This window comes from Streptomyces mayonensis (assembly GCF_018982965.1).
Classification (GTDB): Bacteria; Actinomycetota; Actinomycetes; order Streptomycetales; family Streptomycetaceae; genus Streptomyces; species Streptomyces mayonensis.
In genome coordinates this window covers 1-14,637 of sequence record NZ_JACBYP010000075.1, presented here as the reverse complement: position 1 = coordinate 14,637, position 14,637 = coordinate 1, and the positions used below count along the sequence as shown (strand labels likewise).

The 14,637-nt window shown below is 76.3% G+C and carries 14 protein-coding genes; 6 read left to right on the top strand and 8 right to left on the bottom strand.

The features are described 5' to 3' along the window. Window positions 1–41: 41 nt before the first annotated feature. The 4 genes from HZS56_RS24935 to HZS56_RS24920 form a co-directional block, all read right to left on the bottom strand. Window positions 42–350, bottom strand: coding sequence for a DUF3040 domain-containing protein (locus HZS56_RS24935; RefSeq protein ID WP_216723028.1), 309 nt, complete (start codon window positions 348–350; stop codon window positions 42–44). Between the two features lie 111 nt (window positions 351–461). Beyond that, window positions 462–1,520: a polysaccharide pyruvyl transferase family protein gene (locus tag HZS56_RS24930; RefSeq protein WP_216723027.1), complete on the bottom strand. Its 1,059-nt coding sequence runs from the start codon at window positions 1,518–1,520 to the stop codon at window positions 462–464. Between the two features lie 57 nt (window positions 1,521–1,577). Further along, entirely contained in the window at window positions 1,578–3,155 is a 1,578-nt protein-coding gene (locus tag HZS56_RS24925) for a tetratricopeptide repeat protein (protein WP_216723026.1), read from the bottom strand. Further along, the gene (locus tag HZS56_RS24920; RefSeq protein WP_216723025.1) at window positions 3,152–3,544 is read right to left on the bottom strand and encodes a hypothetical protein; all 393 of its coding nucleotides are present in this window, start codon (window positions 3,542–3,544) and stop codon (window positions 3,152–3,154) included. Before HZS56_RS24920 ends, HZS56_RS24925 begins: the two co-directional genes overlap by 4 nt. A 342-nt stretch (window positions 3,545–3,886) precedes the next feature. Here HZS56_RS24920 and HZS56_RS38945 point away from each other — a divergent pair, with 342 nt between their 5' ends. Continuing rightward, the gene (locus HZS56_RS38945; protein WP_308408152.1) at window positions 3,887–7,756 is read left to right on the top strand and encodes an nSTAND1 domain-containing NTPase; all 3,870 of its coding nucleotides are present in this window, start codon (window positions 3,887–3,889) and stop codon (window positions 7,754–7,756) included. 46 nt (window positions 7,757–7,802) lie between these two features. On the opposite strand, the gene HZS56_RS24910 is transcribed toward HZS56_RS38945, so the two are convergent. The 3 genes from HZS56_RS24910 to HZS56_RS24900 are packed head-to-tail and all read right to left on the bottom strand — an operon-like array spanning window position 7,803 to window position 9,399. Further along, window positions 7,803–8,144: an Asp23/Gls24 family envelope stress response protein gene (locus tag HZS56_RS24910; protein WP_216723023.1), complete on the bottom strand. Its 342-nt coding sequence runs from the start codon at window positions 8,142–8,144 to the stop codon at window positions 7,803–7,805. After that, window positions 8,141–8,866 carry an Asp23/Gls24 family envelope stress response protein gene (locus HZS56_RS24905; RefSeq protein WP_253914813.1) on the bottom strand — a complete coding sequence of 242 codons (726 nt, stop codon included), beginning with the start codon at window positions 8,864–8,866 and terminating at the stop codon, window positions 8,141–8,143. The genes HZS56_RS24910 and HZS56_RS24905 overlap by 4 nt, the downstream gene beginning before the upstream one ends. Continuing rightward, on the bottom strand, window positions 8,857–9,399 hold the full coding sequence (locus HZS56_RS24900; protein ID WP_216723022.1) for an RNA polymerase sigma factor: 543 nt from the start codon (window positions 9,397–9,399) through the stop codon (window positions 8,857–8,859). Before HZS56_RS24900 ends, HZS56_RS24905 begins: the two co-directional genes overlap by 10 nt. 194 nt (window positions 9,400–9,593) lie before the next feature. Here HZS56_RS24900 and HZS56_RS24895 point away from each other — a divergent pair, with 194 nt between their 5' ends. From HZS56_RS24895 to HZS56_RS24875, 5 genes are all read left to right on the top strand, one after another. Next, window positions 9,594–10,130, top strand: a complete 537-nt coding sequence (locus HZS56_RS24895) for an Asp23/Gls24 family envelope stress response protein (RefSeq protein ID WP_216723021.1) — start codon at window positions 9,594–9,596, stop codon at window positions 10,128–10,130. A gap of 78 nt (window positions 10,131–10,208) precedes the next feature. Further along, window positions 10,209–10,394 (top strand): hypothetical protein, encoded by a 186-nt coding sequence (locus HZS56_RS24890; RefSeq protein ID WP_216723020.1) that lies wholly within the window; start codon window positions 10,209–10,211, stop codon window positions 10,392–10,394. Beyond that, the gene (locus HZS56_RS38450) at window positions 10,391–11,878 is read left to right on the top strand and encodes a DUF6286 domain-containing Asp23/Gls24 family envelope stress response protein (RefSeq protein ID WP_216723019.1); all 1,488 of its coding nucleotides are present in this window, start codon (window positions 10,391–10,393) and stop codon (window positions 11,876–11,878) included. The genes HZS56_RS24890 and HZS56_RS38450 overlap by 4 nt, the downstream gene beginning before the upstream one ends. Beyond that, the gene (locus HZS56_RS24880; RefSeq protein WP_216723018.1) at window positions 11,875–12,459 is read left to right on the top strand and encodes a hypothetical protein; all 585 of its coding nucleotides are present in this window, start codon (window positions 11,875–11,877) and stop codon (window positions 12,457–12,459) included. Before HZS56_RS38450 ends, HZS56_RS24880 begins: the two co-directional genes overlap by 4 nt. Then, entirely contained in the window at window positions 12,456–13,325 is an 870-nt protein-coding gene (locus HZS56_RS24875; RefSeq protein WP_374201204.1) for a YihY/virulence factor BrkB family protein, read from the top strand. Before HZS56_RS24880 ends, HZS56_RS24875 begins: the two co-directional genes overlap by 4 nt. A gap of 195 nt (window positions 13,326–13,520) precedes the next feature. On the opposite strand, the gene HZS56_RS24870 is transcribed toward HZS56_RS24875, so the two are convergent. Continuing rightward, window positions 13,521–14,303 carry a S1 family peptidase gene (locus tag HZS56_RS24870; RefSeq protein WP_216723017.1) on the bottom strand — a complete coding sequence of 261 codons (783 nt, stop codon included), beginning with the start codon at window positions 14,301–14,303 and terminating at the stop codon, window positions 13,521–13,523. Window positions 14,304–14,637: the final 334 nt, after the last annotated feature.

The following is a 14,637-nucleotide window of genomic DNA, read 5'->3' as shown; positions in this document are numbered from 1 at the left end:
GCTGACCGGGCCTGGGACCTGAGCCCCGGGACCAGGGCTCCCTAACCCTCCGTCCACCGGCACAGTAGCCGGAACACCGCGTACAGCGTCACCGGCCACACGGCGGCGAAGGACCAGAGCACGCCGGGCTCGGACGTGACGACGCCGACGGCCATCAGGGTGACGGAGAGGGCGAGCAGCAGGAGCACGGTCGGGGTGCGCGGGCGGTAGGCCGCGACGCGGGTGAGGTCGGGACGGCGGCCGAGCCGCAGCGTGCGCAGGCGCCGGTCGAGCCGGCGATCGCGGCGCAGCGCCCGCTCGACCTCGTCGAGTATGCGTTGCTCGTGATCGGGGAGTCGGCCGATGGACACGTTGTCTCCTCCCGGGAGCGAACCACCGGTCGCCCGAGTGCCCGCCCCTCCCCGGCTCAACCGGTCCGGTCCCCTCGGCAGCCCACACCCGCGGCCGCCGTCGCGCGCCCTTCACGCCTCCGGCCGCCGATCGGTCCCGCCCGCCGCCGCCCCCGCCCCCGCCCCCGCGCCCAGCACCGCCACCAGCCCGTCCGCGGCGTCCGCCACCGCGTCGGCCGCCCGGAACCCGGCGCCGATCCGCGCCGCCTCGTCACGGCCGTCGGCCAGACACCACCGCCACCAGCGCTCCAGCTCCCCGTACTCCGGCTCTCGGTACTCCGGCTCCCCGTACTCCAGCTCCCCGTATCCCGGCTCCCCGTATCCCGGCTCCCCGTACTCCGCCTCCCCGGTCACCCGCCGACCGACCAGCCGCTCGGCGGCCACCACGGCAGGCCAGCCGCAGGCGTGCGCCTGGGCCGTCACCTTCGCGCCGCCCGTGACCGGGTCCACCACCAGCGCCGGAACACCGGCTCGCAACGCGAGGACCAGGCCGTGCAGCCGGTCGGTGACGACCAGGTCGAGGCGGGCCAGCACCGACTCCAGCTGGGCCGGGGTGCCGCACAGCCGCCAGTCGTGGGCGTCGAGCCGCGTCTCCAGCTCCAGCCGGGCACAGTCCTTGCCGGCCAGCCAGCGGGTCAGCCCCGCGGCCACCTCGGCGTGCCGACGCCGACCTCCGTACTCGTGCTGTCCGTGGGTGAGCACCACCCCGACCACCGGCACGCGCGGCAGCCCGGGTGCGCGGGCCGACAGGTCCAGGCCCGGCCCGCTGCCGCTGCCGTCGCGGGCGAGTACGCGGTCGAAGCCGGTGACGGCCGGGGAGGCGGGGTCGACGACCGAGACGCCGACGGCGATCCGCACACAGTGCGCGAACCGCCGGTGCAACTCCTCCACCTGGGGCCCGTGCACCGGCCCGCACACGAAGAGCAACCGGGAGTACGCCGCCGGATCCACCTCCGAGAAGTGCGTGCCGTCCGCACGGAACCCGGGGCTCCACACGACGTCGTGGGCGAGCCCCGCGCCCCGCAGCACCTCTTCCACCCGGTGCAGCGCCAGCACGTCGCCGGCCGTCGCCTCCCCGTGCAGGAAGCTGAACCAGCCGGTCACCAGGATCCTGTCCCGTCCGTGGGCCATGCTCCTGGGTGCCCCGCCGGCGGCCCGGCAACCGCCCGGCCCGGTGACGCGCCGCCGTCAGCGCCCGATCACCGGCCCGAAGGCGTCACGCACGTCCGCGTCCGAGGGTGTGGCGGCCATCTGCGACGGCAGTTCGCCGAAGTACCGGAGGACACCGGGGCAGCTCTCGCCGTTCATCTGCACCGTCCGGTCGGTCACCAGCTTCCCGGTCCGCAGCGCGTACGCCTTGACCCGTACCGCCAGCTTGTTGAACCGGACACTGCCGATCCGTCCGTCGTGGCCCCGGTACTGGCACGTCTCGATGGCGTCCCCCGACTTCGCCTCGCCCGTGCACACCACCAGGGCGGCAGCGGCGGTGCCCGCCAGCCACTTCTCGGGCAGCTTGTCGGTGTACTCGGTGTCGCCGGCGAACACGACGCCGCTCTTGCCCTTGCGATAGGCCGGGGCCGCCGAGTACTTCGCCGGTTTCCCGCAGTATCCGGAGCCCATGCTGTCCGCCGCCGTGACCAGGTTCTCGACCCGGTTCAGTTCGATCGCGAGGCCCGCCTTCCGTACGCCCTCGCGTGCGTCGTCCGCGCGTGCGTCGCCCGGGTGGTCGTCGAGCAGCCGCTGGTAGCGGTCCTGCGCGTCCGCCCACCGGTTGTCCGCCAGGAGGGCGTCGCCGCACTTCACCAGTGCCCCGGGGGTTATCCGGGCCGCGGTGGCCGCGGCGGGGCCGGTCAGGTCCCGCGGTCCGTCCTCGCGCTTCCGCAGCCAGTCCGCGATGCTCATGGTCACGCAGCCGTCGTCGGTGGGCAGCTGCCCGAGGAAGTCCTTCAGGGCGGCCTCGACGGTCCGCTCGTTGCCGGGTTCGCCGAGGACCCCGCCGAGCCGGGCGAAGCCGGTCTCCAGCGAGTCCAGGTCACCGGTCAGCGCGGTGCTCAGGTAGCCCTCGGCCGTGTCCAGCCGCTCGCACGTGACGACCACCGCGTCACCCCGGGCGGCCGCCGGCGCGGCGAGGAGCCGGTGCCGGAACCGCACCCCGTCCTGGGCGTCCACCGCGGCCCCGCAGTCGCCGTCCGCGCGGGCGCCGGCGACGGCGTCCTCGATCCCGTACGCGTCGGCCCGCACCCACCCGGCGGCCGCCAGCACCGGGACGGTCAGCGCGAGTGCCAGCACCCGCTGCCCGCGGCGCGGGCCCGCCGACGGGTGCCGCCGCGCCAGCCACAGGCCGTGCGCGACGACCGCCGCCCACCACAGGACCAGGAGCACTTCGGACCACGTCGCGGCGGTCGCGTACGTCAGCCACCACACCGCCACCGTGACCGGCGCGGCGGACCAGAACAGCCCGCGACGGTTCATGAGCAGGTAGCCGATCCCGAGCAGCGAGGCGTTGCCGACGGCGACGGCGAGCGGATCGGGCACGCGCGGCTCGGGCGGCGCGGGCCGCCCGTAACCGGGTGCGGGATTCCAGACGCCGGGACCGCCGGTATCACCGAGACCGCCGTGACCGTCGGTATCACCGGGACCGCCGTGACCCTCGCGACCACCAGGACCACCAGGACCACCAGGACTGCGGAGTCCCAGACGCTCGGCCTCCGGATCGTCCGGTCCCTGCCACTCGTCCCCCTCGTACTCGTACGGCGGACGCGTCATCCCTCGACACCCTCGGCGTTCTCGGCGTGCTCCCCGCTGCGGGCCCGGAGGTACGCGTCGGCGTCCGGCAGGTACAGCAGGACCACGCCCGGCACCGCGAGGACGGCGGCCAGCAGCAGCGTGGCGCCTCCGTACAGCGGATCGTCGAGCGCGAACGGCGCGCAGAGGACGAGGATCCCCGCGGTCAGGCAGGTCACCGCGGTCCGGGCGCCGCGCCGGCCGCGGCCCGCCCGCACCGCGAACCAGAAGCAGACCGCCACCAGCAGGAGCACCAGGGTTGCCGCCTGCTGCGGGCCGGCCGCCGTGGTCGCCGCGACCAGGGTTCCCAGCATCACCAGCACCACCGCCGGAGTCACGCTCCGCGGGCGGCGGCTCCCCTCGACGATCATCGGATCACTCCCTCATGTCTGGGTGCGGGGTGGCGCCCGGCCCGGACGGACCGGGAAACACGCCGCCCCGCACTCCCCCGAAGCACCGATTCCACCGCGGGGCCCCGTTGTTCAGCAGCCCGGAACCCGGCGCTGAACAATGCGGAACGGCGCGGACGGCGCGAAACACCCCGGCCGGCCGCCGCAAGTGCGTAACCGGAGTGAAGGGAGCGTGAACTCCGCGTGCGCCGCGCGCCGCCGCGCCCCCGTCGGCTTGCCGCCCCACCCGCGCCTCCCTACCGTGGGCGCCCGGACGGGGACCGGGAGCGACGGCGGGGGCGGGGACACGTGGGCGGAAGCGGAGTGGGACGCCGGGAGCGGGGGCTCGACCCCTCGGCCGGACCGGTGCAGCGCTTCGCCGCGGAACTCCGCGCGCTGCGCGAGTCGGTGGGACGCCCGACGTACCGGACGATGGCGGACAAGGTCCCCTTCTCGGTGACCGCCCTGTCGCAGGCGGCCGCCGGACGGCAACTGCCCACCCTCGCGGTCACCCTGGCGTACGTCGACGTCTGCGGCGGCGACCCGGAGGAGTGGGAGCGGCGCTGGCGGGAGGCGAGTGCCGAGGCCGCCGCCCTCGCCACCGCAGGCCAGGAGGGACGACCGCCGTACCGGGGCCTGACCCGCTACGAACCGGACGACGCCGCCCTCTTCTTCGGCCGCGACGCCCTGGTGGACCGGCTGGCCGGACTCACCCGAGCACACCGCTTCACGGCCGTCTTCGGCCCCTCCGGAAGCGGCAAGTCCAGCCTCCTGCGGGCCGGTCTGATCCCGCGCCTGCGCACCCCGCAGACCGGCCCCGACGCACCCGCCGCCCCCGCGGCCGTACGCGTCCTCACCCCCGGCGCCACCCCGCTGCGCACCCACGCCGACCGGCTGGACCCCGTACCGGACGCGCAGCCCGGCGCGGACACCTGGCTGATCGTCGACCAGTTCGAGGAGCTGTACACCCTCTGCACCGACCCGGCCGAGCGGGACGCCTTCGTCGACCGCCTCCTCACCGCCGCCCGGCCCGGCGGCGCCCTGCGCGTCGTCGTCGCCGTACGCGCCGACTTCCTCGGCCGCTGCGCCGAACACCCGGCGCTCACCGCCGCGTTGCAGGACGCGACGCTGCTCGCCGGTCCGATGAGTCGCGAGGAGCTGCGCCAGGCCGTCGTCCGCCCGGCCGCCGCCGAGGGACTGGTCGTCGAACGCGCCCTGACCGCGCGGCTCCTGGACGAGGTCGAGGACGCGCCCGGCGGACTGCCGCTGATGTCGCACGCGCTCCTCGAGACCTGGCGCCACCGCACCGGCCGCACCCTGACCGAGTCCGCCTACGAGACGGCCGGCGGACTGCGCGGCGCCGTCGTCCGCACCGCCGAGGAGGTGTACGGCGAACTCACCGCGCCCCAGGCCGAACTGGCCCGCCTGATCCTGCTGCGGCTGGTCGCCCCCGGTGACGGCACCCCCGACACCCGGCGCCCCGCCGAGCACGCGGAACTCGACCTCGGCGACCCGGACGGCACCCGCGCCGTCCTGGACCGGCTGGTCGCCGCCCGGCTGCTCACCCTCGACGACGGCACCGTCGAACTCGCCCACGAGGCCCTCATCACCGCCTGGCCGCGCCTGCGCGGCTGGATCGACGCCGAACGCGACCGGCTCCGCGTCCACCGGGCACTCTCCGAGGCCGCCCGCACCTGGCTGGACCTGGGCCGGGAGAACGCCGCGCTCTACGCGGGCTCACGCCTGGCCGCAGCCCGCGACGCCTTCCCGGACGACCGGCGCGACGAGGAACTCACCCCGGCGGAACGCGAGTTCCTGGCCGCCTCCGTCGGCCGCCGCAGACGCGCGCTGTGGCGGCGGCGCGCACTGTCGGCGACCCTCGCCCTGCTGGTACTGGTCGCCTCGGCCACCGCGGTCGTCGCCCTGCGCCTGCGGGACACCGCACAGACCGAACGGGACGAGGCCGTCTTCGGCCGGATCACCGCCGAGGCCGACCGGCTGCGCGGCACCAACGCCGCCCTGTCCGCCCGTCTCGACGTGGCCGCGTCCGGCATGCGCGGCACACCCGAAGTGCGCACCGCGCTCACCACCGACGTGGGCCGGGTCCTGTCCACCCGGCTGCCCGGACACGGCGACATCGGCAGCGCCGTCGCGTTCGCCCCCGACGGCCGCACCCTCGCCAGCGGCGGCCACGACGGCACCGTACGGCTGTGGGACACCGCCGGGAACGGCCCGGACGAGCAACTCGGCGCCTCGCTGCGGATCGCGGGCGGGCCGGTGGGAGCCGTGGCGTTCTCCCCGGACGGCACCGTGCTGGCGGCGGCCGGACACGACGGCGGCATCCGGCTGTGGGACGCCCGGGACCGCACCCGGCCGAAGCCGCTGGGCCCGCCCCTGGTGAGCCACGACGGCGAGTCCGTCACCTCCGTGGCCTTCGCCCCCGACGGCCGCACCCTCGCCACCTCGGGGGACGACGGCACCCTCCGCCTGTGGGACCTGGGCCACCCGGCCGCGCCCGCACCCCTCGGCAAGCCCGCCCGCGCCGACGCGCGCAGCGTCCGCGACGTCGCCTTCGCGCCGGACGGCCGCACCCTGGCCACCGCCGGACACACCGGCACCGTACGGCTGTGGCGGGCCGACCGCTCCGCCGGACCGACCGCTCTCGGCGAGCCACGGCACGCCCACGACGAGGCGGTCTGGTCGGTGGCGTTCTCCCCGGACGGCGACACCCTCGCCAGCGCCGGCTACGACGACACGGTGCGCCTGTGGGAGGTGCGGGGCGACTCCGGCGGGACGGACGGCGGCGACTCCGGCGGGTCGGGCGGTGGTGACTCTGCCGGGTCGGACGGTGGTGACCTCGGCGGGTCGGACGGCGGCGGCCTGCGCCCGCTGGGGGAACCGCTGACCGCGCACACCGGTGCCGTGTGGTCCGTGGCGTTCTCCCCGGACGGACACACCCTGGCCAGCGCGGCACAGGACGACACCGTGATCCTCTGGAACGTCGCCAACCCCGCCTACCCGCACCAGATCGGCGAACCGCTGACCGGGCACACGGAGGGACTGTGGGACCTCGCCTACGGCCCGGACGGCCGCACCCTCGCCACCACCGGCGCCGACCGCAGCGTCCGCCTGTGGCACCTGCCGGACACCGTCCTCACCGACTTCACCAACCCGGTCACCTCCGTGGCCCACGACCCCACGGGCAGGCTGCTGGCCGCCGCCAGCACGGACGACGGACTGGTCAGGCTCTGGGACGTCCGCCGGCCCGGCCGGCCGCGCCCCCTGCCCCGGCCCCTCGCCGGTCACGGTGCGCCCGTCCTCGCCGTGGCCTTCGCCCCCGACGGCCGCACCGTCGCGTCGGGCGCCGAGGACGGCACCCTGCGGCTGTGGGACGTCTCCGACCCGGCCCGCCCCGTGGCCGCCGCCACCCTGCCGGACGCCCACCACGGCGGCGTCCTCGCCGCAGCCTTCGCACCGGACGGCAGGACCCTCGCCACCGGCGGCGTGGACGAGCGGGTACGCCTGTGGGACGTACGCGATCCCCACGACGTGCGTTCCGTGGGCGACCCCCTGACCGGGCACACCGACTGGGTCGGCTCCGTGGCCTTCGACCCCGGCGGGCACACCCTCGCCACCGGCAGCCAGGACAAGACGGCCCGGCTGTGGGACGTGCGCGACCGGGAGCGCGCCCGCCCCCTCGGCGAACCCCTGACCGCCCACGGGGACTGGGTCAACTCGGTCGCCTTCGCGCCGAAGGGACACGTCCTCGCCACCGGCGGCCGGGACCGCACGGTACGGCTCTGGGACGTCACCGACCCCGGCCGGGCCCGGCCCCTGGGCGGGGAGCTGACCGGGCACCGCGGCGGCGTCACCTCCGTGTCCTTCGCGCCGGACGGCCGCACCCTCGCCAGCGGCGGCGAGGACCACGCGGTGCGCCTGTGGGACGTGGCCGACCCCGCCCGCGCCGCGGCCCACGGCAACGCCCTCACCGGCCATCAGGACACGGTCACCTCGGTCGCGTTCGCGCCGGACGGCGAGACCCTGGCCTCGGCGGGCAACGACCTCACGGCCAGGATCTGGACACTGGACCCCGACCGGGCACTCCGTCAGGTCTGCGCCCGCACCGGCGGCGACCTCACACCCGCCCGCTGGCGGGAACTCCTGCCCCGGCTGCCCTACCGGAAGACCTGCTGACCGTCCCGCACACCGGTACCGCGACGGCCCCACACCGCGCGTGCCCTCACACCGCGTTGGCCACGGTCACCGTCACCTGCGCGCCGGGCGCCGTGGCGGCCAGTGCCTCGGTCACGGCGTCGCGCACGGCGCGGGCGACGGTCAGGGCCCGGTGGTCGCGGCGGACGACGATCTGGACGTCCACCTCCCACGGCCCCGACCCCGAGGCCCGGCTCACCCGCACCCCCGCGGCCTGCCGCCGCCCGCCCGCACCCGGCGGCCCGCTGCGGGCGGAGGAGCGGAACAGGCCGGCGAGGCCGGGCCGGAGGAAGGCGACGCCCGGGACGTCGGCGGCGACCCGCGCGACGGTGCCGGCGAGCGCGTCACGGCCGGTGGCGGCAGCGGTCACGACTGGTTCCCCTCTTCGGCGTCTTGCGCGTCCTGCACACCTCGCGCAACTCGCACACCTCGCGCTTCCCGCGTCGTGTGCGTTCTCTCGGTCTCGTCCGACCCGGCCGGGTCCGTCACGTCGGTGATGTGCACGTCCACGTCGGCCACCGGCAGCCCCAGGGCCTCGTCCGCCGCCCCGGCGACCCGGCGCCGGACCTCCTCGGCGACGTCCCGCAGCGGCGGCGTGAGCGGTACGACGACCTCCAGCCGCACCCGCACCGGACCCCGCGCGGGGGAGCCGCCGGACTCGGCGGGCCGGATCCGGCAGGAACCGGCCCGCACCCCCGGCACGGTCTCGGCGGCGGCCCGCAACGCCTTGGCCGCCATCGCCTCCCGCACCCACAGGTCCTCCTCCCGCTCCCCGAGGGGCAGCGGCCTGCCGGGCCGCAGTTCGAGCCGGACGACGTCCATGACCCGTTCGGTCAGCGCCCCCGCGTCCCACTCCTGCTCCCGCCCGCCGCCCGCCTCGCGCACCGCGGCGCCGAGCAGGTCCAGTTGCCGTACGGCCGCCGAGCAGTACGGGCACGCACGCACGTGCGGATCGTCCGCACCGTCCTCCCGGGACTCCCACACCTCGGACAGCAGCCGCCCGCAGGCCAGCCGTTCGTCGTCGACGGGCTCCTCGGCGCCGCCGGCCCCGGTCCCGGGCCCGGGCAGCTCCGCGCCGGTGTTCATCGCCATGCGGTCATCGCCTCCGTCAGGGAGCGTCGTGCGCGGAACACCCGGCCACGGGCAGCCTCCGGGCTGATCCCCACCGTCTCCGCGATCGTTTCGTACGACTGGCCCTCCAGCTCTCTGAGCACCCAGCACACCCGCTGCTCGGGGGACAGCTCGGACAGCGACCGGCCCAGCGCCACCGCGGCCGCGTGCGACTCGGCGGCCCGCGCGGGGGAGACCGCGTGGTCCGGCGCCTCCGGCTCGGGCACGCTGTCGAGGTCCGTCACGGGGCGCCGGGAACGCAGCATGTTCAGGCACCGGTTCGCGACGATGCGGTGCATCCAGGTCGTGAAGGCCGACTGCCCGCGGAACTCCGGGAGCCTGCGCCAGGCGCTGACGAACGCGTCCTGCACCGCGTCCTCCGCCTCCGAGGGGCTGCCCAGCATGCTCGCCGCCAGCCGCAGCAGCCCCGGCGCGTGCCGGCGCACGAGCACCTCGAAGGCGTCCTCGTCGCCCTCGGCGGCCCGCACCGCGAGCAGTCCGTCGTCCCCCGGCACGTGCGCTCCCTTCCGTCGTTCCCGCAGCTCTTACGAGTGGGTCTCCCAGGTTGGACACCCCGACCGTCCCCGGCGTTACGCGGGGGCCGGAAAACGGCTCGGGAAAAAGAAATTCCCCGGAACCGCGTAACGCCGTACCGCCACCCGTGTCCAACGTCCGAAGCACCAAACGACCACGGTTGACGGAGGACACCATGACGACCGCACCGCAGACGGCCACGATCGGCACGAAGACCGAGAAGAAGAACGGCGGCACGGGCACGACCGGCGGCACCGGCCGCACCCCGCAGGGCGGTGCGACGACCGTGAGCGGTGGCGCGACCGGCGCCACCGAACCGGCCGCGACGCGGGGCCGTACGTCCATCGCCGACGTCGTCGTCGTCAAGATCGCGGGCATGGCCGCGCGCGAGATCCCCGGCGTCCACGACATGGGCGGCGGCCTGTCCCGCACCATCGGCGCCGTCCGCGACCGGGTGCCGGGCGGCCGGCCCAACGTGGGCCGCGGCGTGAAGGTCGAGGTCGGCGAGCGCCAGACCGCCATCGACCTGGACCTCGTCGTCGAGTACGGGGTGCCCATCGCCGACCTCGCCCGTGACGTGCGCGAGAACGTGATCGACGCGGTCGAGCGGATCTCCGGCCTGGAGGTCGTCGAGGTCAACATCACGATCAACGACGTGCACCTGCCGGACGAGGAGGACCCGGAGCGCCCGGTTGAGGCGCGCGTGGAGTGACGTACCGGGGTGACGCAGGGATCCCCGCACCGGCGTGACGCAGGGGATCCGGAGCAGGTGACGAGGCGGAGGTGAGTGATGAGCAGAGCGACGATCGGCATGCTGGTGGGCATGGCGCTGGCCTTCGCGGGATGGTTCGGCGGCTTCGGGGCCTTCCTGCTGGTCGCGGCGCTGGGAGCGGTCGGCGGTGTGCTGGGGCGCCTGGTGGACAACGGCACGGACTGGCGTGAGTTCCTGGCACTCGGCGACCGGAGGACGCGGTGACGGGAACGCCGGCCACCGGCCGGCCCGCCCGCACGGCACCGGCCGAGCGCGGACGGACGGTCGTCGCCGACCGCGCCGTGCGCCGGATCGCGGAACGCGCCGCGACCGAGGCCGACCTGGCTGGGCGGCGGGCCCGGGTGACCCACGGCACGGCGGCCGTGCACGGGCGCCGTGCCGACGTCTCGGTCGACGTGCGGCTGCCGTACCCGGCGGCCCTCGGAGAGGCGGGAGAGCAGGTCCGCGGCCGGATGGCGGAGCGGGTGGCCGAACTGAGCGGCCTCACCGTGCGGGCGGCGACCGTCCGCGTCCAGGCGCTGACCCCGGACCGTTCACTCACCCCCGTGGGCCCGCCCGAGGACGACAGTCCCTCCGGCGGCCGGTCCCGGCGCCCCTGGTCGGCGCGCCGGACCCCGGCCGCGCTGGTGGCCCTGGCGGGGGCGGCGGGGTGCGCCGTACTCCTGTACGACGTCCTGTCGGTGCACCTCGCCGACCGGCGTCCGGCGTCCTGGCGCACCGCGGCGGTCGACTGGCTCGCCACGCACGGTCCCGGGGACGCCCCGGTCGTCGCGGGCGGTGCCGCTGCCGCGGTCCTGGGCACCTGGCTGCTGTGCCTCGCCCTCACGCCGGGCCTGCGCGGCGTCCTGCCGATGGCCCCGGTGCCGGGACACCGCCGGCAGCGGGCCGTACTGGACCGCACGGCCGCGGCCGAACTCGTACGGGACGCCGCGTCGGCCGTCCCCGGTGTGACGCGCGTCCGTGTCCGCTGCGGCCGGCGTCGCCTGCGCCTGCGCGCCCACCTCGCCTTCGGCGACCGCGCCACGACACGGACGGCCCTGCGCACCACGGCCGACGCGACGCTCGCGGACCTGGGCCTGGCCCGCCGCCCCGCACTCCGCGTCACCCTGCGCACGGAACCCCACTGGCGCCCACCGGGGCGTGCCGACGGTTCGGGTCCGGGTCCCGGCGAGGGGCGGGCCGAGATGCGGGGTCCGGGCTCCGCACCCGGGCGAGCCGATGCGCCGGGCCCGGCCCCGGGCGCGGAAGCGACGGACGCACAGGCCGACGCCGGTCCGGCGGCCCCGGCGCGTGGGGCTGCGAGGACGGACGGCCCCGAGGCTCCCGCCGGACCCGCCGGACCCGCCGGACCCGCCGGACCCGCCGGAAAGCCGGAGCGACGCGACGGCGCGGGCTCTGCGGGCTCTGCGGGCTCTGCGGGCTCTGCGGGCTCTGCGGGCTCTGCGGGCTCTGCGGGCTCTGCGGGCGAGGAGCCGGAGCCGCCCCGCCCCGCGACCTCCGCCGCGCCCACGTCCCCGCCGGCGAGCGCCCCCGCGTCGCCCGACACGGCGGGGACCTCCCCGGCCGGTCCGGGCTCGGACCAGGGTGCCGATCCGGGCCTGAATGCGGGCGCCGGGCCTGGTTCCGGTGCGCGTCCCGCCCCCAAGGCGCCGTACGAACCGACGTCCGCCGAGGAGACCGACTCGTGAACCCGATGCGCAACGCCGTCAACCGGACGCTGCTCGCACTGACCGGCGCGGCCCTGCTGGCCGGTGGCGGGTGGCTCGCCCTCACCGGGGGAGCGGTCGCCGAGCGGCTGCCCGGCTGGTGGCCCGCCCCCGGTACGGGGACGGTGCTGCTGGACCGCGCCGCCCTCGCCGACCTGCGCGGCACCGGCTGGTGGACGCCCGTCCTCGTCGCGGGCACGGCCAGTGCACTGCTGCTGTGCCTCGCCTGGTTCCTGGCCCAGCCGCGCCGGGGCGGCGCCCGTCGGCTGCCGCTCGCCGGCCCGCCCCTCACCCTGCGTTCGCGCGCGCTGGCCGCTGCCGTCGCCCGGCGCGCGGAGGCGACCGACGGCGTCGAACGCGCCCACGTACACCTGCCCGCGGGGAACAAGCGGTCACGGGCCCGCGTACGGCTGCTGCTCGAACCCGGCGCCGGCCCCGGCCCGGTGCTGGACCGGGTCACCCGCGGCCCCCTCGACGAGGTCCGCGACTCCCTGGCGCCGCACCCGCTCCGGATCCACGTCCACCTGGGCGTACGGTCCGCCCGCGAGCGGTGTGCGCGGTGACGGCGTACCCGGAGGGACACCTGACCCGGCTCCGGGAACGCTCGGTGCCGTGGACCGGAGCGCTGCGCCGGGTGCCGCGCGCCATGTGGGACGACAACGTCTCCGACTGGGCCGCCGCCCTCACCTACTACGCCGTCCTGGCACTCGTGCCCGCCCTCGTCGTCACGGCGTCCGTCATCGGCCTCGTCGCACCGGACCTGACGGACCGTCTCATCGCGGACGTCACCTCCTGGGCGCCCGCCCAGTCCGGCGCCGAACTGCACCGCACCCTGCACGAGATGGCCGGGGAACGCTCCGCCGCCCTGACCGTGGCCGTCGCGGGCGGCGTCGGGTCGCTGTGGTCCGCCTCCAGCTACCTGGCGGTCTTCCGGCGCGCCCTGCACGAGATGCACGGCGTGCCCGACCGCCGTCCCCTGTGGCACCGGCTGCACCGCATCGTCCTGACCGCACTGAGCCTGCTCGGCCTGCTCGTCGCCAGCGCGCTGGTGCTGCTCCTGACGGGGCCGCTGGCCAAGGCCCTCGGCGGCAGGCTGGGCATCGGCTCCACGGCCACCACCGCCTGGTCCCTGCTGCGCTGGCCGGTGCTGCTGTGCCTGGTCGCGCTGCTGGTCCTCGTCCTCTTCCGCACCGGTCCCGCCGCGGCCCGCCGCACCCGGCAGGCGGTCCCCGGCGGCGCGCTCGCGGCCCTGCTGTGGCTGACCTCCTCGGCCGCCTTCTCCCTCTACGCCTCCGGCATCGGCACCTACGGCCGGCTGTACGGCTCCCTGGCGGGCGTCGTCGTCTTCCTGGTGTGGCTGTGGGTCTCGCACCTGTCCCTGCTGGCCGGCGCCCGCTTCGCCGTGGAACTGGGCCGCGCGGAGGACTGAGGGCGACCGGACCGGTCGCGGTGCCGACACGGCGAGCGACAGGGACGGTGAGCGACAGGCTGAGCGACACGGCGAGCGACAGACTGAGCGACGCAGCCGGCGACACGGAGCATGGAGGACACGGAGCATGGAGAGGGGGCGCTGCGGGCCGCTCGTGGAGGCCCGCAACGCCCCCTGGTCTGAGGGGTGCCGGTACTACGAGGTGACCTGCTCGGTCACCAGGTCCGAGAACGCGGTCAGCCGGGAGTACACCCCGGGGTAGCCGGCCCGGGCGCAGCCTTCGCCCCAGGAGGTGATCCCCGCGAGGACGCCCTCGACGAGCAGGGGCCCGCCGCTGTCGCCCTGGCAGGCGTCCACGCCGCCCTCGGGAAGCCCCGCGCACACCATGTCGCCCGCGACGTAGTCGGAGCCGTAGGAGGCGCCGCAGTCCGTGTCCGAGACCACCGGCACCGTCGCGGTCCGCAGCTGGTCGGAGGAGCTGCCGTTCTCCCGGGTCGTGCCCCAGCCGAGCACACGGGTCTCGGTGCCGGGCGCGTACACCGAGGTGTCCGCGGCGGAGACGTACTCGGCCGGGGTGTACGGCATCTCCGAGGACAGGGTCAGCACGGCCACGTCGCTGCCGTCGGTGACGTCGGTGTAGTCGGGGTGCGTCCAGATCCGGCTGACCTCGGCCACCGTCCCGTCGGAGCCGCTGAGGAGAGTGCGTCCGCCGACCACCCGGACGCCGCGCGGACTCTCGCCGACCATGCAGTGGGCGGCGGTGACGACCTTGGTCGGCGCGACGAGGGTGCCGCCGCAGAACTGGTTCTGCGAGGCGTCGGTGATCTGCATGACGAACGGGTACGCGTCCGTCGTGGTGGTGGAGCCGCCGACGATCGGCTGCGGCGCGGCGACGGCGGAGGGAGCGGCCAGCAGCGCGGCGGCGCCGGCGGCGGCCAGCGCGGCGGCCGTCGATCTGGCACGGTTGAGCCCGAACATTGAGTCTCCTCACGGGTGTTGCCGGTGGGGGGTCGCCCGGGCGTGGGGGGTACACGGGAGTCTCGGGACAGACGCCGTGTGCCCGGGCGAGCGGCACGTCTTCACGCTAGAACCGGCGCTCGCGGCGTCCCAATGAGGGAACCCCCTAAGGGCACCGGGCAGGGTTAACCCTCGGTGCGCGGCCGGTAAACCCTCGCGGTTACCAGTCGGTACGCGCGCTGGTCCCGGCGCCGCCGCCGGGCCCTGCCCACGGCCTGCCACACCCGTCCCAGGGGCAACCCGTGGATCCTCTCAGCCCGTTCGCCAGCCCAGGGGCAATCCGCGGGCCTTCTCG

Coding starts and splice junctions, on each gene's coding strand:
- HZS56_RS24930 (WP_216723027.1), bottom strand. CDS start 1,520: ATGGCCCACGGACGGGACAGGATCCTGGTGACCGGCTGGTTCAGCTTC.
- HZS56_RS24925 (WP_216723026.1), bottom strand. CDS start 3,155: ATGACGCGTCCGCCGTACGAGTACGAGGGGGACGAGTGGCAGGGACCG.
- HZS56_RS24920 (WP_216723025.1), bottom strand. CDS start 3,544: ATGATCGTCGAGGGGAGCCGCCGCCCGCGGAGCGTGACTCCGGCGGTG.
- HZS56_RS24905 (WP_253914813.1), bottom strand. CDS start 8,866: ATGGCGATGAACACCGGCGCGGAGCTGCCCGGGCCCGGGACCGGGGCC.
- HZS56_RS24895 (WP_216723021.1), top strand. CDS start 9,594: ATGACGACCGCACCGCAGACGGCCACGATCGGCACGAAGACCGAGAAG.
- HZS56_RS24890 (WP_216723020.1), top strand. CDS start 10,209: ATGAGCAGAGCGACGATCGGCATGCTGGTGGGCATGGCGCTGGCCTTC.
- HZS56_RS24870 (WP_216723017.1), bottom strand. CDS start 14,303: ATGTTCGGGCTCAACCGTGCCAGATCGACGGCCGCCGCGCTGGCCGCC.